Source organism: Intrasporangium sp. DVR (assembly GCF_040365325.1).
Lineage (GTDB): Bacteria > Actinomycetota > Actinomycetes > Actinomycetales > Dermatophilaceae > Intrasporangium.
This window is the reverse complement of sequence record NZ_BAABZW010000013.1, coordinates 21,694-38,136: the sequence shown is the minus strand read 5'-3', so window position 1 is coordinate 38,136 and position 16,443 is coordinate 21,694. Positions and strand designations below refer to the sequence as shown.

At 70.5% G+C, this 16,443-nt stretch carries 16 protein-coding genes; 5 read left to right on the top strand and 11 right to left on the bottom strand.

What is annotated here, in order from left to right:
* Together ABWV20_RS09855 and ABWV20_RS09850 are read right to left on the bottom strand one after the other, a co-directional pair.
* A complete protein-coding gene (locus ABWV20_RS09855; protein WP_353354935.1) occupies positions 1-804 on the bottom strand; it encodes a 2-keto-4-pentenoate hydratase in 804 nt (267 codons plus the stop codon).
* 200 nt (positions 805-1,004) lie between these two features.
* Positions 1,005-1,814: an IclR family transcriptional regulator gene (locus ABWV20_RS09850; protein WP_353354933.1), complete on the bottom strand. Its 810-nt coding sequence runs from the start codon at positions 1,812-1,814 to the stop codon at positions 1,005-1,007.
* Between the two features lie 64 nt (positions 1,815-1,878).
* Between ABWV20_RS09850 and ABWV20_RS09845 the strand changes: the two genes are divergently transcribed.
* Positions 1,879-2,688 (top strand): IclR family transcriptional regulator, encoded by an 810-nt coding sequence (locus tag ABWV20_RS09845; RefSeq protein ID WP_353354932.1) that lies wholly within the window; start codon positions 1,879-1,881, stop codon positions 2,686-2,688.
* Positions 2,689-2,714: 26 nt separating this feature from the next.
* Here ABWV20_RS09845 and ABWV20_RS09840 read toward each other — a convergent pair whose 3' ends face one another.
* From ABWV20_RS09840 to ABWV20_RS09800, 9 genes are all read right to left on the bottom strand, one after another.
* A complete protein-coding gene (locus ABWV20_RS09840; RefSeq protein ID WP_353354930.1) occupies positions 2,715-3,794 on the bottom strand; it encodes an NADH:ubiquinone reductase (Na(+)-transporting) subunit F in 1,080 nt (359 codons plus the stop codon).
* A gap of 87 nt (positions 3,795-3,881) precedes the next feature.
* Complete coding sequence (locus tag ABWV20_RS09835) at positions 3,882-4,205, bottom strand: phenol hydroxylase subunit P4 (RefSeq protein ID WP_353354928.1); 324 nt, start codon at positions 4,203-4,205, stop codon at positions 3,882-3,884.
* A gap of 12 nt (positions 4,206-4,217) precedes the next feature.
* The gene (locus ABWV20_RS09830; RefSeq protein ID WP_353354927.1) at positions 4,218-5,768 is read right to left on the bottom strand and encodes a YHS domain-containing protein; all 1,551 of its coding nucleotides are present in this window, start codon (positions 5,766-5,768) and stop codon (positions 4,218-4,220) included.
* Between the two features lie 21 nt (positions 5,769-5,789).
* Positions 5,790-6,113: an MmoB/DmpM family protein gene (locus ABWV20_RS09825; protein ID WP_353354926.1), complete on the bottom strand. Its 324-nt coding sequence runs from the start codon at positions 6,111-6,113 to the stop codon at positions 5,790-5,792.
* A gap of 1 nt (position 6,114) precedes the next feature.
* On the bottom strand, positions 6,115-7,182 hold the full coding sequence (locus tag ABWV20_RS09820; RefSeq protein WP_353354924.1) for a ferritin family protein: 1,068 nt from the start codon (positions 7,180-7,182) through the stop codon (positions 6,115-6,117).
* A 117-nt stretch (positions 7,183-7,299) separates the two neighbouring features.
* Positions 7,300-7,755, bottom strand: a complete 456-nt coding sequence (locus ABWV20_RS09815) for a hypothetical protein (RefSeq protein WP_353354922.1) — start codon at positions 7,753-7,755, stop codon at positions 7,300-7,302.
* 139 nt (positions 7,756-7,894) lie between these two features.
* Positions 7,895-8,344: a GlcG/HbpS family heme-binding protein gene (locus ABWV20_RS09810; RefSeq protein WP_353354921.1), complete on the bottom strand. Its 450-nt coding sequence runs from the start codon at positions 8,342-8,344 to the stop codon at positions 7,895-7,897.
* A gap of 28 nt (positions 8,345-8,372) precedes the next feature.
* Entirely contained in the window at positions 8,373-9,290 is a 918-nt protein-coding gene (locus ABWV20_RS09805; RefSeq protein WP_353354920.1) for a catechol 2,3-dioxygenase, read from the bottom strand.
* A gap of 2 nt (positions 9,291-9,292) precedes the next feature.
* On the bottom strand, positions 9,293-9,664 hold the full coding sequence (locus tag ABWV20_RS09800) for a 2Fe-2S iron-sulfur cluster-binding protein (protein ID WP_353354919.1): 372 nt from the start codon (positions 9,662-9,664) through the stop codon (positions 9,293-9,295).
* 278 nt (positions 9,665-9,942) lie between these two features.
* Here ABWV20_RS09800 and ABWV20_RS09795 point away from each other — a divergent pair, with 278 nt between their 5' ends.
* The 4 genes from ABWV20_RS09795 (at position 9,943) to ABWV20_RS09780 (ending at position 16,318) form a co-directional block, all read left to right on the top strand.
* Complete coding sequence (locus tag ABWV20_RS09795; protein WP_353354917.1) at positions 9,943-10,905, top strand: hypothetical protein; 963 nt, start codon at positions 9,943-9,945, stop codon at positions 10,903-10,905.
* Positions 10,906-11,063: 158 nt separating this feature from the next.
* Complete coding sequence (locus ABWV20_RS09790; RefSeq protein ID WP_353354915.1) at positions 11,064-13,037, top strand: ABC transporter transmembrane domain-containing protein; 1,974 nt, start codon at positions 11,064-11,066, stop codon at positions 13,035-13,037.
* Positions 13,021-14,988 (top strand): ABC transporter ATP-binding protein, encoded by a 1,968-nt coding sequence (locus ABWV20_RS09785; protein WP_353354913.1) that lies wholly within the window; start codon positions 13,021-13,023, stop codon positions 14,986-14,988. The genes ABWV20_RS09790 and ABWV20_RS09785 overlap by 17 nt, the downstream gene beginning before the upstream one ends.
* 82 nt (positions 14,989-15,070) lie before the next feature.
* The gene (locus ABWV20_RS09780; protein ID WP_353354911.1) at positions 15,071-16,318 is read left to right on the top strand and encodes an NAD(P)/FAD-dependent oxidoreductase; all 1,248 of its coding nucleotides are present in this window, start codon (positions 15,071-15,073) and stop codon (positions 16,316-16,318) included.
* Positions 16,319-16,443: the final 125 nt, after the last annotated feature.

Sequence of the window (16,443 nt, the reverse complement as noted above, 5' to 3'; positions counted from 1 at the left end):
CTACTCCTTCGGTGACGAGGTGGACGAGAAGCGTGCGGTCACCGAGCCGAGCCCGGCGAAGGTCGCGGTGAACGTGTCGCCCGCAGCGACGGGGACCATCGCGCAGATCGACCCCGGCAGGACGACGTGGCCGGCCTCGAGGGTGATGCCGCGGGCGCCGACGGTGTTGGCCAGCCAGACGAGCGAGTTCAGGGGAGAGCCGAGGACGGCACCCCCCGCGCCGGTGCCGACGACCTGCCCGTTGCGGTGGAACGTGCCGCCCGCGAGGCGCAGGTCGACGGCTGTGACGTCGGTCGGGGTCGAGCCGAGGACGACAGCCCCCGAGGACGCGTTGTCGGCGATGGTGTCGAAGAGGCCGATCTTCCAGTCCCTGATCCGGGAGTCGACGAGCTCGAGGGCAGGCAGGACGAAGTCGATCGCGGCGATGGCCTCGTGGACGGTGACGCCCGGGCCACGCAGCGGCTTCTTGAGGACGAAGGCGATCTCCGGCTCGACCCGAGGCTGGATGAAGCGGTCGACCGGGATGGGTGTGTGCTCGAGGTGGAAGAAGTCGTCGAGCAGGTGCCCGTAGTCCGGCTCCGTCACGCCGAGCATCTTCTGCATCGCCGCCGAGGTGAGGCCCACCTTGTGGCCCTTGATGGTCGGTCCGCCCGCCGTCAGCTCATCGATCTGGAGCAGCTGGATGGCGTAGGCGTCCTCGAGCGTCAGGTCGTCGTACGTCGACGTGAGGGGCTCGATCGGCTCGCGCGAGCTGTAGGCGGCGAGCAGCTCCTTGGCTGCCGTCGACCGGGCGTTGCTGTCCACCAGGGGCTTCCTTCGTGAGGTCGCGGGCGCGCGGACCGCGCCCAGCTGCTTCGTGGTTCACGGTAGGTCCCGTCATGGCCTGCCGTCGTCCGTCGTTCCGCTCCCGGGAACGAGCCCGTGCCCCACGGGAGCGAGCCCAGCGGCATACGGCACCAACGGCGCACTCGACGCAGACCGACACGTCGTGTGTGCCGCTCGGGTCAGTGCGCGATGCTCCTGGCGATCCGGTTCGCCGCCGCGGTGAGGAGCGGGACGAGCTGGCCCACGGCCGGCTTGACCTGGTCGGTCGGCCCGAAGACCGAGAGGGAGGCGAGGGCCGTGCCGTGACTGATCACGGGGACCGCCACGGACGATGCCCCGTCGAAGGACTCCCCGTGCGACTCCGCATAGCGCTTCGTGCGGACCTGCTCGACGACCGTCTCCCACTCGTCCGCGGTGCGCACGGTGCCCCGCACCCGCGGCGGGAAGCCGGCGTTGAGCCGGGCTCGGTAGACCGTGGGGTTGAACGCTGCGAGCACCTTGCCCGAGCTGGTGCAGTGCGACGGGAGGCGCCGGCCGAAGTGGCCGAGGATGCGCACCCCGTCGAAGTTCTCGATGCGCTCGATGAAGACGACGTCGGCGCCCTCGGGAACGGAGAAGTTGACCGTGAGGTTCGTCGCCTGCGCGACCTGACGGAGGGTCGGAAGCGCCGCGTGTCGCAGCTCGTTGCGGGCCAGGGCCAGCTGGCCGAGCTCGTAGAGGTGTATCCCCAGCCGGTACGCGCCGGTCGTCGCGTCCTGCTCGACGAAGCCGCGGGAGACGAGCGTCTGGAGCAGCCGGTGCGCCGTGGACTTCGCGACGCCGAGGCGGCGGGCGATGTCCGAGACACCCAGCTCACCGTCGACCGCGAAGCACTCGAGCACGTCCAGTGCCGACCCGACCGACTTGAGCCCGGACCCCAGGCTCTGGTCCTGGACGGCCAGCGGCTTGCGCGGCGTCGTGGCGCACCATGCTTGATCAACGATCGTCATCGACCGGCCTCTCATCGACGGGATGCCCATGACAGTGGCCTACCGGTAGGGGTTGAATCAATGCATGCGTTCCACTCAGCGGCACGGACAGCCGGATGTGCCTGACCTCACCTCCCCGGGTGAGGGCGGCCCGGCGCCGGCCGGTGTGCTCGGCCGGACGCTCGCGATCCTCGAGGCCTTCGCGGGCGGGGAGGCGAGCCTCTCGCTCGGGGTCCTGTCCCGCCGCAGCGGTCTGCCCAAGTCGACCGTGTTCCGCATGGTGTCGGAGATGTGCCGCGAGCGGATGCTCGAGCGGAACGAGGACGGCAGCTACCGCCTCGGCCTGCGCCTCTTCGAGATCGGCGAACGCGTTCCGACCTATCGGTCGCTCTCGGAGGTGGCTCGCCCCATCATGGAGGACCTACGGGAGGCCACCCGGCAGCGGATCCACCTCGCCATCCTCGAGGGCGTCGACGTCGTCTATGTCGAGATCGTCGGGGCGAACCTGCTCTCGGTCGGCTCGCGCACCGGCGGGCGCTTCCCCGCGCACGCCACCGGGGTCGGCAAGGCGCTGCTCGCCTACTCGCCGGCCGCCGTCGTCCAGGCGCGCATCGACGCCGGCCTGCCGAGGCTGACCGCCCGGACGATCACCACGCCGGGCGCGCTGCATCGCGACCTGCGCCAGACGCGCACCAAGGGCTTCGCCCAGGACCGTGAGGAGTCCCACGTGGGCATCTCGTGCGTCGCGGCCCCGGTCTTCGGCAGCGACTCGAAGGTGACCGCCGCCTTGTCCATCACTGGCCGGACGACGTCGATCGACCCGGCCCGGCTCGGCCCCGCCGTCCTCACCGCGGCGCACACGCTCGGCCGGTCGCTCCGGGAGAGCCACCTCTGACTCGACGTGCACGCTCGCCGTGACCGTCAGCGCTTGATGAGCGGGCTCTTCAGCCCGCCGAACGCCTTGTCCGACTCGTCGAAGAAGTCCTCGCGGTAGATGTCCCTGGGGAACAGCCGCTTGGACATCAGCGTCTTGAGGGCTGCCTCGACCATCGGCGGCGGGCCGCACAGATACCCGGCGCAGCCGCCCAGCGACGCGTGGTCCGCTGCGATGACCTCCGTCACCAGCCCGAACCCGAAGGCCCCCGACTCGGCTCCGACCTCCTCGGCCGTCTCCTCGGACAGGCACGGTCGGTAGGTGAACTGGTCGGGGTGCTCCGCCTCCAGCCGGCGGAACTCGTCGACGTCATAGAGCCACTCGCGCGACCGGCCGCCCTGGTAGAGCGTCAAGTGCCCTTCGTAGGCGCCGTTCTCGAGCGCGTGGCGGATCATCGACTTGATCGGCGCCAGCCCGGTGCCACCCGCCACGAGCACGGCGTCGCGCTCGTCACCCAGCTTGAGGACGAACCGACCGTAGGGCCCGGAGAGCCGAACCTCGTCGCCGACCGCCATGGACCCGAAGACCCAGCCGTCCGAGGCGAGTCCGCCCGGGGTGCGCCGGATGTGGAACTCGAGGCGCAGCTGCTCGGTCGGCGGGTTCGCGATCGAGTAGGTGCGGTCGCAGTCCTTCCCGGGCACCTCGAACTTCAGGTACTGCCCGGCGTTGAAGGCCATCGGCCGGTCGAGCTCGATGACGAGCCGGCGCGTGTCCCTGGCGATGTCCTCGAGGGCGACGACCGTGCCGACGAAGTCCTCGACCGGGTGCACCTCGACGTCCTCGTCGACGTCGATGTCGGCCTCGATGACGACGTCCGAGCGCGGCTTCGCACAGCACGTGAGCAGCTTGCCCTCGTCCCGCTCGAAGTCCATCAGCGCGAACGAGCTCGCGTCGCCGTGGTCGACGTCACCGTCGACGACGTCGCACTTGCACGTCGCGCACGTCCCGTGAGTGCAGGAGTGGGGCAGCCACACGCCGTTGCGCAGGCACGCGTCGAGGATCGTCTGGTCCTCGCGGCACTCGATCTCACGACCGAGTGGCTCGACGGTGATCGTGAAGGTCTCCACAGCGGGTCTCCTTGGGAGGGAACGAGAACGGAAGGTGCCGTATGCCGCTGAGCCGGCTCAGCGGCATACGGCACCGTGGGTGGGCGGCTAGGCGAGGGTCACGGCGAGGACGTCCTTGTGGACGACGCCGAGCTCCTCGAGGGTCGCCTCGTCACGCGGGGTGATCGGCTCGCCGTGAAGGGACCACGCGCGCTGCGCGGCCGGGTCGAAGTCCGGGTCCTCCTCGGCGAAGGGGACGACGACCTGCGACCAGAAGTCACCCCACGTCATCGCCTTCGGCGCGCGGAAGCACGCCGCCGAGCAGAACCACGGGTTGTCCTTGAACCACACGTGGACGAGCTGGTCGTCGCCGTAGAGCTCCTGGCGCGAGCGGGACGGGAACTCATACGTCCCAATGCTCTTCACAGCCATGTCGGTCTCCTCTCAGGCCTTCGTGCCGGTGGCGTCGGGTTGGGCGATGTCGGCGTCCGCGTGCCACTTCCGCCAGTTGAGGTCATCGACGGAGCCGCGGTACTCACCGTTGTCCCCGTCCTTCAGGCCGTACCACTCGAGCACGTCGGGGAGGGTCGGGCCGCCGCAGTTGCCCTGGTAGATCTGGTGGACGGGGAGCCAGGCCTGCACGTACTTCTCCGGCTCGCGCTCGAAGATCCACTGGCAGCCGTTGGAGCACGTCTGGAACTTCTCACCCTGGTACTCGGACTCGCGCTGGCAGATCGTCGTCGGGTCTCCGGGCTCCGTGAAGCCCATCGGGATCTGGCAGACCTGGCACAGCTGGGGCAGGCCCCGGACGAAGTGCCGGCCACCGGCCTCGATGTTGCGCTTCTCCTTGTCCCAGAGCGGCTGGTAGTACTTCTCGAACGTGTCCGGGTAGTTCGTGGACAGCCACTCCATGTGCTCGTCGTTCGGGACGCTCGTCGTGAAGGACGCGGCGTGCGAGAACTGGTAGAGGATCCAGTAGACCTGGTGGGAGAGGATCTCCTTCTCGGCGATGGCGTCCTCGACGTGCCGAGGCGGCGTGATGCCGTAGAAGGCGAGGTCCTGGAACAGTCCCTGCATCATCTGCTGCTCGAAGTAGAGCTCGAAGGCCTCCTTCCAGCTCATCACCTTGCGCGGCAGCATGTAGTCGAGCATCTGCGCGACCAGGCCGGTCACCCGGTAGCCCCGCCAGAACCACTTGTCGATCCACGCCTGGACGATCGGGACGTTCTTCTCGTCCTGCTCGAGGAGGAACTTGATCGCCTCGAGGCCGAGCGTCATGTGCCGCGACTCGTCGGACTGCGCCGAGAACCCGAAGGTCATCGTCGGCAGGTCGCCGTTGAAGGACGCGCCCGACATGAAGGGAACGAAGAGCAGGTTCGTCAGGAGGTACTCGAAGGAGAACCCGATGGCGATGAGGAACTCGAACGGGCCGGCCGAGAGGCTGTCCTCGAAGAAGGACTTGGGCACCGAGAGGTACCAGACCCGGTCGTGCTGCTGCGAGAAGTTGTGGAACCCGCTGTAGTACTTGTTGTAGTTGCTCAACGTGTGGATCTCGGTCTGCGTGTGCCGCATCTCGTCGATCGACTGGCACAGCGCAGCGAAGCGCGGACCGGGGCCGGCGAGGTGCCGGGCGAGGTAGGCGAAGTTGCGGTGCGCGTTGTACTCGTTCGGTGCGATGCCCTGGAGGAAGATCTTCATCGCGTTGAGGTAGTTCGCGTCGGTCAGGGACAGGTGGCCCTGGCCCTGGGCGAAACCGTCGAGGACGGCGTAGAGGCGCTTGTCCTTCTCGGCCTGGTACTTCGCGTACGCGTCGACGGTCAGGCGGAAGGGGTCCTCCCACTTGCTCCAGTCGTGGATGGTGATGCCCTCGAACGAGACGTAGGGGAACATCTCGTCCTTCTCGACGTAGCTCGGCTCCCAGTCGAGGTCACGGGTGAGCGCCTGGTAGCGCTGCTTCATCGACAGCTTGCGCGGCGCCTTGGGGGCGATGGTCATGGTCGTCTCCTTCTCTAGCGCTCAGTGGTCCCAGGCGATGACGATCTCGTCGTCATCCCATTCCTTGATGTGGCCGAAGTAGGACACGATCGCCATCTGGAACTCGTGGGTCTCCCACTCCCGCCCGAGGCGGTCCTCGACGGTGACCCGGTTGACCACGAGGCGACCGGGGGCGGTGATGCGGACGAGGCCGGGCATGTGCTGGACGGCGCAGTCCGGGTTGTCGGCCTCGATGGCCTCGACGACGGCTCGGTTCGTCTCCGACTCCTGGATGTCGACGCCGACCGGTCGGACGGCGGCCGGCGGAGTGCCTGCAGCCGTGGTGGTGCTGGTGGTCTCGGTCATGTCAGGCCTCCGTCGGGGTGGGCGTCGGGGTGGGCGTCGGGGTGGGCGTCGGGGTTGGGCTCGGGGTGGAGCTCGGGGTCGTGTAGGCCGCGCGGACCTCGTCGGCGACGGCCAGCAGGGCGGCCTCACTGCCGGCGCCCACGAGCGCGTCCGCGCGGGCGGCCAGGGGACGCAGGGCCGCGACGGCCCGGTCGACCGCACCGGCGACGGTGCTCGCGATGATCTCGGCGTTGGTCGCGCCGAGCTCGGGGTCGGTCGTCCACGCGCGGTAGAGCGCGTCGAGCCAGCGGCGCTGGTCCTTGAACCAGTCCGTCAGGTGCTGGGCGGCGAGGCTGTAGGCGGGGGCGCCACCGGTGATCGCCGCGTCGTCGAGGTGCGAGAAGAGCACCCGGTAGAGCAGCTGGTCGGTGACGTCGAGGGCGATCAGCGCGAGCGCCCAGTCCTGCTCGACGATGGTCTCCTCGACGAGCTTGCGCAGACCCTGCAGCGACTCGTCTTCGACCCAGGACTGCTTGGCGTCCTCGAGCAGGCCGGCGGTGCCGCCGTCGAGGCTGATCCCGAGCCGGCTGATCAGCTGGGCGTTGCCGATGCGGTCGAAGGCCGCGTAGGCGGCGCACTGGGTGACCGTCGTGCCGAACCCGAAGCGGGCTGCTGCCGTCGAGATCAGCTGGGCGCCCGACTCGTAGTGCCGGAGCGGGATGACCAGCTGGGCGAGCACGTCACGCCACGCCTCCGGGAGCCGCTCGAGCAGTCCTCGGCTCTCGATGTAGGTCAGCGTCGCCCCGAAGGCGTCGGACATCGCGGCCCGCGAGGTGACGTACGGCGCGTAGTAGTACTGACGAGGGTCGGTGAAGGAGTACGGGTCGGTCAGGCGCAGGACGCTGAACGTCTCGTCGTAGATCTCGCGGGTCGGGTCCCAGAGCGGGCGGTACTGGAAGTTCTCCCTCGCCTGGATGTCGAACGACCCCTCCTCGTAGCGCGAGGCTGGGCGGTCGCCGAACCTCGCGACGAGGTGGTCGAAGGTCTTGCGCTGCGGCTCGATGACCTGGGTGCGCAGTTCGTACTGCATGCTCGGCCCTCCTTTGGGGCGTGTGCGGGCGTGTGCGGGCGTGTGCGGGCGCGTTCGGATGGGGGAGCGCGGCGGTGGGCGTCCCGTGAGATGGGTGACGTCGAGCCGGCGGCTCGCTCAGGCAGCCGGGTGGTGGCTGACGCCGGACTCGACGAGCAGCCGGACGAGCAGGTCGGGCAGGGCGTCGGGACCGTCGAGCTCCTGGGGCAGCTCGGACTCGAAGCCGTCGCCGACGAGGCGACCGTAGGCGGTTCCGTCGACGAAGGTGGTCGAGACCCTGACGGCCCGGCCGCGGTAGGTGACGTTGAAGGCGAGCTCGCTGGGCAGCGTCTCGTCGAAGAGGGCGAGGTGGTCGTCACCTGCGCCCCCGGCAACCGGCCCCGCGGTGGAGAGCACGGCGTTGGCCTCGCAGAGGAGCTGCTCGGCGAGCGAGCGGATGGCGACGTGGCGATCCGCTCCGGTGCCAGTCGCGATGCGCTGGCTGATCCGGGTCATGGGCATCGGGGCGACGGGCTCGACGTCGGCGTCACGCGCCCCGACGAGCTCGGCGACCTGGAGCATGAACGGCGTCATTGCCGGTCCTATCTCGTGGTTCGTGCCTTGGTTGGTGGAGGGGGTGCGTGGAAGGTTCTCCGCAACACACCCGGTAAGCGCGTGGTGCTACCTGCTGCAGCAGGGGTGAGCAGTCGACAAGCGGGTGTGTTGCGACCCTCTAGTCGGTGGCGACCGCGGCCGCGCCGGCCTCGGCGATCTCGCGGTCCTGGTCGGCGGTTCCCCCTGACACCCCGACCGCACCGACGAGCACGCCGTCGACCCGCACCGGGACCCCGCCGCCGAAGACGACGAGGCGGTCCCGATGGACGATGCCCTCGCGCAGCGCCGGCTCGTCCTGGATGAGGCCGAAGAACTCGTGCGTCGCGACCCCGTTGAAGGCCGAGACGGTCCAGGCCTTGTCCTGCGCGATCCCGGAGGAGAGCAGCGGAGCCCCGTCCATGCGGGCGAACGCGAGCAGCGCCCCCGACGGGTCAGCCACCGCGACGTTGACGGCCACGCCGATCTCAGCCGCCCGCTCGAGGGCGGCGTCGACGGCAGCGCGCCCAGCGGCATACGTCATCGTCTGGACCGTCCGCACAAACGTCGCGCGGGCTGCTGTCGTCGTCATCGCTCTCCTCCGGGTCGCACGGGCACGATCAGGTGCTGACCGTGGTGAAGCGCTCGTTGATCTCGCGGGCGTGGTAGAAGATGCCCTTGGCGATCTGGTCCGGCGTCCACCGCACGGTCGGGCGGTCCGGGTAGGCGAGGTAGCCGCCCGCGAAGACCTCGTTGCGGTTGCCCGCCGGGTCGAAGAAGTAGATCGTCTGGCCGCGGGTGATCCCGTGACGGGTCGGGCCGATGTCGATCGGCACGTCGTCCATCGCGAAGAGGTCACCGGCGTGGCCGACCTCGGCCCAGTCCTGCAGCTTGAAGGCCACGTGGTGCAGCTTGGACTGCGGGCCCTCGAGGACGGCGATCTGGTGGATCTGGTTGTTGCTCGTCATCCATGTCGCGATGTAGTGCGCGTCGTCGTCGTTGAGGTCGGTCTGCACCCGCTCGGTCGCGTAGAAGCCGAAGACCTGGGTGAGCATGTTCTCCATCGTCCGCACGTCCTCGGCGAGGATGAGCGAGTGGTCGAGGCCGGGGACGCCGACGCCGACGAGGTGACGCGGGAAGGCCTCCGGGTTGTGCGTGCCGACCTCGGTGCCGATGACGGTCTGGTCGTGGTAGACCTCGAAGACGTGATCGGAGGGGGTCGTGAAGCGGATGCCGTCACTGACCTCGGCGTTCTCGCCCTTCGACATGCGCTCGATCGTCAGGCCGAACTGCTTGCCCTTCTGCTCGATCTCGTCGATGTCCTCGGGCTTCTCGACCTTGAACCCGTACTTGACGACTCCGACGCCGCCCTCCTCGAGAACCAGCGAATGGTGGTCCCACTCGTCCCAGCCCTTGTAGTAGACCTTGCCGTCCTCGGCATGCGTCTCGTAGAGGCCCAGCGTGTTGGCGTAGTGGTTCTTCGCCTCGGCCAGGTCGGTGACCCGGACGTGCGCATAGCCCATCCTCAAGATTCCCACTGCTACTCCTTCGTGGTGGTGCCGGCTGCCAGGGCGTCGGCACGGAGCCGGGCCTTTTCGTTGATCTGGCGCAGGAACGGGTTGACGAGACGCAGGCAGCCGTCGCGCATCTCGATGGTGAGGTCCGAGTGCGGGACGGCCCGGCAGCTCAGACAGGTGCCGTCCGTGCGCTCCTCGTCGGAGATCACGGTGTCGGCCACGGGGTGGTCGTAGGAGAAGTCGCCGTCGAGGACGTCCACCTTGCAGATGGCGCAGCCGCCGCGGCGGCACCCGATCGTGTAGGCGTAGCCCGCCTTGTAGAGGCCGCCGAGCACCGTCTCGCCCGGGTCGAGGTAGACGACCTCGCCCGTCGGGTGGATGGTCAGGTTCGGCACCAGCGCTCCTTTGCGTACATCGTGGCGAGCACCTCCGTGTGCTGCCGATATGAGGGTCGCCGCTTACCGGCGGGTCCGGCAGCCCTGTTCCTCATCCCGGAACGGCTCCCGCTCGATGCCGTATGCCGCTGGGCTCAGTCCTCGGGAACAGTTGCGCGGACGATCGGCCGGGTTGGGACCCGGGCAACTGTCCACGGACGGATGGCTCGGACGCGTGCATGGCGCGCCCTGTGCACAACGCGGCGGCGACCGGACCGTTCTTGGCCACGCTGGAGCCCATGGGTCCCCTGCTGCGCGCACGCATCCTCGGCCAGGCCGGGCTGCTCACTCGGGCCCAGGCGCTGACTGGTGGGTTCACAGCCGAAGCCATCGAGTGGAAGCTCCACCGTGGGCAGTGGGTTCGGGTCGTCCCCGGCGTCTACCTGACGACTCCCGGGCGCGACGACTGGGAGATGCGGGCCGTCGCGGCACTCCTCGGTGCGGGCTCCGGTGCCGCGCTGTTCGGCCGGAGTGCCGGTCATGCGTGGGGCCTGGTGAAGCCCGAGCCGCAGGAGATCGAGGTGGTCATCCCGGCAGAGCGTCGGGTCCGGGCTCCCGAGGGTGTGGTCATCCGGCGCAGCCGCACGCTGACGGATCGGATCCACCCGACGGAGTGGCCGCACCGCGTCAGGGCCGAGCACACGGTCTTCGACCTCGCTCAGGGCGGCACCTTCGACCGGGCCGTCGCCCTTGCCGCCAAGGCCATCGGGCTCGAGCTGGCGACGCCGGAGGGGCTTCGGGCTGCACTGCAGCAGCGCCGGGGTCAGTCGCACGCGAGGGAGCTTCTCGACGCGCTCGCCGACGTGGCCGACGGCGCCGAGAGCCCGGCCGAGCTGCGCTACCTGCGAGACGTCGAGCGCGCCCATGCCCTGCCCATGAGCCGTCGCCAGGTCCCGATCTCCGGGGGTGGAGGGCGCCGGGACGTGGAGTACGAGGAGTGGGGGCTGGTCGTCGAGATCGATGGGCAGCTCGGCCACGCCGCCTGGACGGCGCGGCAGCGGGATGGGCGCCGAGACCGGAAGGCAGCGGTGGCAGGAAAGCTCACCGTGCGTTGTCACTGGTCGGACCTCGTGCCCACCGGTTGCGAGCTCGCCGCCGACCTTGGCGCGATCCTGCTGGCACGGGGTTGGGCCGGACAGCTCGAGGCCTGCGGCGAGGGCTGTCCAGCCGCCGGGCCCGGCCGCGCGGCCCTCGCCGGCTGAGCCCGCACTGGTTCAGTGTGGAGGATCGACCGCCCGGTCACGCGCCGGAACATCCACGCAGCGCAGGCGTGAGGGCCGGCTCGGCCGGGATGCGGCGGCGGCGATGGGGGATAAATCGGTGGGGGCGGGCTTCCGCCGCAGCCTAGGGTTGACAGGTCATGCGAGATTTCCCGCCCGAGATCCGGGCCTTCACCGACCGCGCCACGAGCCGCGACGAGCCGGACACCCGAAACCCGCGGACCTTCCTCTGGTGGATGGTCCGTCAGCAGGGCGCGCTCTTCTGGGCGGGCCTCGTCGTCGCGGTCGTCTGGATGGTGCCCCAGGCCCTCGGCCCCTGGATGGTCGGTCGGGCCATCGACACGGGCATCGTCGCCGGCGACGGTGGGGCGACCCTGCAGTGGGTCCTCATCCTGGCCGCCGTGACCGTGGTCGGCGCCCTGAGCGGCAGCGTCTACCACACGATCATCGTCCGCGAGTGGCTCATCGCGCTCTACGGCACGACCAAGCTCGTCACCCGCAAGTCGCTCCAGCTCGGCCACGTGCTCACCCGGCGCACCCCCACGGGTGAGGTGCTGTCGGTGTCGGGCAGCGACGGCGACCAGTTCGGCGCCCTGATGGAGGTGTCGACGAGGGCGATCTCGCAGCTCGTCGCCTACCTCGCGGTCGGCGCGATCGTCCTGTCGACGTCGGTCCGGATGGGGCTGCTCGTCCTGCTCTCGGCGCCGCTGCTCGTCATCCTCGGGACCCCGCTGTTGCGCCCCATGCAGCGCTGGCAGGGGATCGAGCGGTCCCGCAACTCCGAGCTGACCTCGATGGCGACGGACATCGTCGCCGGTCTGCGGATCCTGCGCGGCATCGGCGGCGAGGAGACGTTCGGCGGCAACTACGCCGAGCAGTCGCAGCGGGTGCGGCACTCGGGTGTCCTTGCGGGCAAGTGGCTCGCGGCGGTCGAGGCCGTGGGCGTCCTGCTCTCCGGTGGCTTCGTCGTGGCCCTGATGTGGCTCGGCACCCGCGAGGTCGCGCAGGATCGGCTCACGCTCGGGCAGTTCGTCAGCTTCCTCGGCTACGGACTCTTCCTCCTCCACCCGATGCGGACGTTCGTCGAGTTCGCCCAGAAGTGGATCCGCTCGGTCGTCTCGGCGCGCAAGGCGATCGCCGTCCTCGGCCAGCGCCCACCGTGGGTGGAGCCGGCACAGCCCCGGTCGCTCCCTGCCCTGGCGCCGATCGTCGACGGGGCCTCAGGCGCGGTCTTCGAGCCGGGTCGCCTCACCATGGTCGTCTCCGCGGCGCCTGACGACTCCGCCGCCCTGGCCGACCGCCTCGGGCGGTACCTCCCTGCGGACGAGGGCGCCCTGGTCAGTGAGGAGATCCCCGAGGAGCTCAAGGGTCGAGCCGCGAAGCGCGAGCGTTCCCGCCGGGTCCTCCAGCGCGAGGAGCAGGCCCGCCGCGACGAGGAGCGCGCGAGGCAGGCGTGGGGAGTCACGGTCGGAGGAGTCGATCTGGCGGCGGCACCGCTCGACGAGGTGCGTCGTCACATCCTCGTCAGCGACACCTCCCCGCAGGTGTTCGCCGGCACCTTGCGGGACGCGGTCGACCCGCTCGGCCGCCTCTCCCGGGCCGAGGCGGAGCTGGCCCTGCACACGGCAGCGGCCGAGGACGTCTTCGACGCGCTGCCCGGCGGGTGGCAGGGCCGTCTCGACGAGCGGGGCCGCGGGCTCTCGGGCGGGCAGCGTCAGCGGCTCGTCCTGATGCGGGCGCTCGCAGCCGACCCGGAGGTGCTCGTCCTCGTCGAGCCGACGAGCGCTGTCGACGCCCACACGGAGGCCCGGATCGCCGAACGCCTCGGGCCGCACCGCACAGGTCGGACCACGGTCGTCATGACGGCCTCGCCCCTGCTGCTCCACCACGCCGACGAGGTCGTGCTCCTCGAGGACGGGAAGGCCACCACGCGCGGGCGGCACGTCGACCTCCTGGCGAGCTCAGCGGCATACCGCTCCGTCGTCGTCCGTGGCGAGGTGCGCCCGTCGCGACGTCCTGACCACGACGTGATCACCCACCCGCGCACCGACCCGCGCACCGACCCCCTCATCACCCACTTCAGCGAGGAGCCCGCCGATGACCATCGACGCTGATGTCTCCCCGCTGACCGGCGACCTCGCGGACGAGTCGGCCCGCACCTGGGACGGCCCCCCGCCCACGCCCGTCGTCCCGAGCGACCTGCGCCCGCCCGCCAGCGCCACGGTCCAGGAGCGGGTCGCGGCGCTGCGTCGCCGACACCTGCTCCGGGAGCGGCGGGCGCGGGAGTTCGTGGCCGAGACGATGAGCTCGACCACGGGCCTGCCGATCGCTGATCGACGGAGCGTGTTCCGGTTCGTGGGCCGACTGGTGGGCCAGCGCCGCCCGCTCGTCGTCGCGGTCGTCCTCGGCAACGTGCTCGCGGCCGGTGCGGGGCTGCTCGTGCCCCGTCTGCTCGGCAACCTCGTCGACTCGACGGTGGCCGACGTCGCGGCGGGCCGCCAGGACGCCGCGCTGGCCGGCGCCAACGCGATGGGAATCGTGGTGGCCGGGATCGTCGTGGTCCACGGCCTGATCACCTTCGCGGCACAGGTCAGCTCGACGCTGCTCGGGCAGGGACTGCTGGCCGCCGCCCGGGAGGAGATCGTCCGCGCGATCCTGCGCCTGCCGCTCTCTCGGGTCGAGTCGGCGAGCAGCGGCGACCTCGTCACCCGGGTGACGCGCGACGTCGGCACGATGAGCGAGTCGGTGCGGTGGGCCCTGCCGCAGTCGATCACCGCCGGGACGACGGTGGTCCTGACGCTCGTCGCGATGCTGAGCAACTCGGTGGTCCTGTCGGTCCCGTCCCTGGTCCTCATGGGCCTCGCCCTGGTGCAGATCCGTCGTTACCTGGTCCGCGCCGCCAACGGCTACCTCACCGAGGGTGGCACCTACTCGCGGATCAACACGACCCTCACCGAGACGGTCGAGGGCGTCCGCACGGTCGAGGCGCTCGGCCTGGGACGGCACCGGCTGCGCCGCGGCGACGACGACATCGAGGTGTCCGGCCAGGCCGAGCGCTACACGATGACGTTGCGCAACCTGCTCTTCGTCGTCATGGACGTGGCCTTCAGCCTGCCGCGCGTGCTCGTCCTGCTCGTGGGGGCCATCGGCTACTCCCAGGGGTGGGCGACGCTCGGTCAGATCACCACGGCGATCCTCTACACCGAGGCGCTGTGGGGGCCGTTCGACATGCTCGTCCACACCGTCGACCGGGTGCAGGTGGGCGTCGCCTCGACGACGAGGCTGCTCGGCATCGCCACGGTGCCGCCCGACCGCGAGGCGGGCGACGCGCTCCCGGCCGGTCCTGACCTCGTCGGGCGGGACCTGCGCTACGCATATCGGGCGGACCACGACGTCCTGCACGGGATCGACCTCGAGCTGCGGACCGGCGAGCGGCTCGCCGTGGTCGGCCCGAGCGGCTCGGGCAAGTCGACGCTCGGCCGGCTGCTCGCCGGAATCCACGGGCCGAGGACGGGCAGTGTCCAGGTCGGCGGGGTGGAGCTGACCCGGCTGCCCCTCGACGTCCTGCGCACGGAGGTCGCCCTCGTCACGCAGGAGCACCACGTCTTCATCGGGTCGGTCCGCGACAACGTCGTGCTGGCCCGGGAGGACGCCTCGGACGAGCACGTCATCGGGGCGCTGGCCGCGGTCGACGCCTGGGAGTGGGTCGAGCGGCTGCCGGAGGGGCTCGACACCCGGCTCGGCTCGGGCCACACCCAGCTGACCCCCGGCCGCGCCCAGCAGATCGCGCTGGCCCGGCTCATCCTGGCCGACCCGCACACCATCGTCCTCGACGAGGCGACCTCGCTCATCGACCCGCGCACGGCGCGCCACCTCGAGGGGTCGATGAACGCCCTGCTCACCGGCCGCACCGTGGTCGCCATCGCGCACCGGCTGCACACGGCGCACGACGCGGAGCGGATCGCCGTCGTCATCGACGGGCGGATCGCCGAGCTCGGCAGCCACGACGAGCTCGTCGCGCAGGACGGCGAGTACGCCGCGCTCTGGCGCGCCTGGACCTCCTGACGCCAACGACGAGGCCGTATGCCGCTGGGCTCGCTCCCAGCACCCCCTCGACTCAGCAGCGGGGCTGGGGGAGAGTGGCGACATGAGCACCAGCGATCCCATCGTCATCGTCGGGGGCGGTCTCGCGGCCGCCCGAGCCATCGAAGCCATCCGGGAGACCGACCAGGAGGTGCCGGTCGTCCTCGTCGGCAAGGAGGACCGGTTGCCGTACGAGCGGCCCCCGCTGTCCAAGGGGGTCATGCTCGGCAACGACCCGGAGGACTCCGCCTTCACCCACCCTCAGCAGTGGTACGACGACAACCACGTGGAGCTGCGGCTCGGCGTCGCGGCCGACCGACTCGACCCGGCCACCCGCACGGTGACCCTGTCCGACGGGAGTGAGCTCACCTACGGGTCCCTGCTGCTCGCGACGGGCTCGGGCCTGCGCAAGCTCGACGTGCCGGGGGCCGACCTCGCGGACGTCTTCTACCTGCGGTCGATGACCGACTCGGCGAAGATCCGGGCCCGCCTCGTGCCGGGCAGCGACGTCGTCATCATCGGTGCCGGGTGGATCGGCCTCGAGGTCGCGGCCGCGGCGCGCCATCACGGGGCGGAGGTCACCATCGTCGAGCCGCAGTCGGCGCCGCTGCTCGGCGTCGTCGGCGAGCAGGTCGGCTCGTGGTTCGCGGAGCTGCACCGCTCGCACGGCGTGACGCTTCGCCTCGGTGAGGGAGTCGAGCGGCTCGAGGGCGAGGACGGCAGGGTGACGGCCGTGGTGACGAGCAGCGGCGAGCGGCTGCCAGCCGACACCGTGGTCATTGGGGTCGGCATCCGACCCAACACGCGGCTGGCCGAGCAGGCAGGGCTCGAGGTCGACAACGGGATCGTCGTCGACGAGGCGCTGCGCGCGTCCGCCGACGGGGTCTTCGCCGCGGGCGACGTGGCCAACTGGTACAACCCGACCCTCGGCACGCACGTTCGCGTCGAGCACTGGGCCAACGCCCAGGACGGCGGCTACGCCGCGGGCCAGTCGATCGCCGGCAAGGACGTGCACTACGGGCCGATCCCGTTCTTCTACTCCGACCAGTACGACATCGGCCTCGAGTACGCCGGCTACGTCCCGCGCGGCACCGATGCGGAGGTCGTCTTCCGCGGGGACCCGGCGAGCAACGAGTTCATGGCGTTCTGGGTCGTGCCCGAGGGCGAGGGCGTGCGGGTGCTCGCCGGCATGCACGTCAACGTCTGGGACACGATGGACGCCGTGCAGGAGCTCATCCGCGAGCGCACCGTCGTCGACCGCGCGCGGCTCGGCGATCCCGACGTCCCCCTGGGCGACCTGGCCGCGGCCTGAGCGCCATCTCCGTGCCATCGGTGTGACTCGACCGCCTCGTCACGGCGCGGCCGACACAGGTCTCGTCCCGTTTTCCGAGCGGGGTCGGGGGTAAGGGACGCCGACAGCCGAACCGCCCGACCAAC

Bases quoted from the DNA above. Each gene is read 5' to 3' on its own strand.
- ABWV20_RS09830 (WP_353354927.1), bottom strand. From the start codon at position 5,768: ATGACCATCGCCCCCAAGGCGCCGCGCAAGCTGTCGATGAAGCAGCGC.
- ABWV20_RS09785 (WP_353354913.1), top strand. From the start codon at position 13,021: ATGACCATCGACGCTGATGTCTCCCCGCTGACCGGCGACCTCGCGGAC.
- ABWV20_RS09810 (WP_353354921.1), bottom strand. From the start codon at position 8,344: ATGACGACGACAGCAGCCCGCGCGACGTTTGTGCGGACGGTCCAGACG.
- ABWV20_RS09845 (WP_353354932.1), top strand. From the start codon at position 1,879: ATGCGTTCCACTCAGCGGCACGGACAGCCGGATGTGCCTGACCTCACC.
- ABWV20_RS09825 (WP_353354926.1), bottom strand. From the start codon at position 6,113: ATGACCGAGACCACCAGCACCACCACGGCTGCAGGCACTCCGCCGGCC.
- ABWV20_RS09820 (WP_353354924.1), bottom strand. From the start codon at position 7,182: ATGCAGTACGAACTGCGCACCCAGGTCATCGAGCCGCAGCGCAAGACC.
- ABWV20_RS09780 (WP_353354911.1), top strand. From the start codon at position 15,071: ATGAGCACCAGCGATCCCATCGTCATCGTCGGGGGCGGTCTCGCGGCC.
- ABWV20_RS09815 (WP_353354922.1), bottom strand. From the start codon at position 7,755: ATGACGCCGTTCATGCTCCAGGTCGCCGAGCTCGTCGGGGCGCGTGAC.
- ABWV20_RS09795 (WP_353354917.1), top strand. From the start codon at position 9,943: ATGGGTCCCCTGCTGCGCGCACGCATCCTCGGCCAGGCCGGGCTGCTC.
- ABWV20_RS09850 (WP_353354933.1), bottom strand. From the start codon at position 1,814: ATGACGATCGTTGATCAAGCATGGTGCGCCACGACGCCGCGCAAGCCG.
- ABWV20_RS09790 (WP_353354915.1), top strand. From the start codon at position 11,064: ATGCGAGATTTCCCGCCCGAGATCCGGGCCTTCACCGACCGCGCCACG.
- ABWV20_RS09835 (WP_353354928.1), bottom strand. From the start codon at position 4,205: ATGGCTGTGAAGAGCATTGGGACGTATGAGTTCCCGTCCCGCTCGCGC.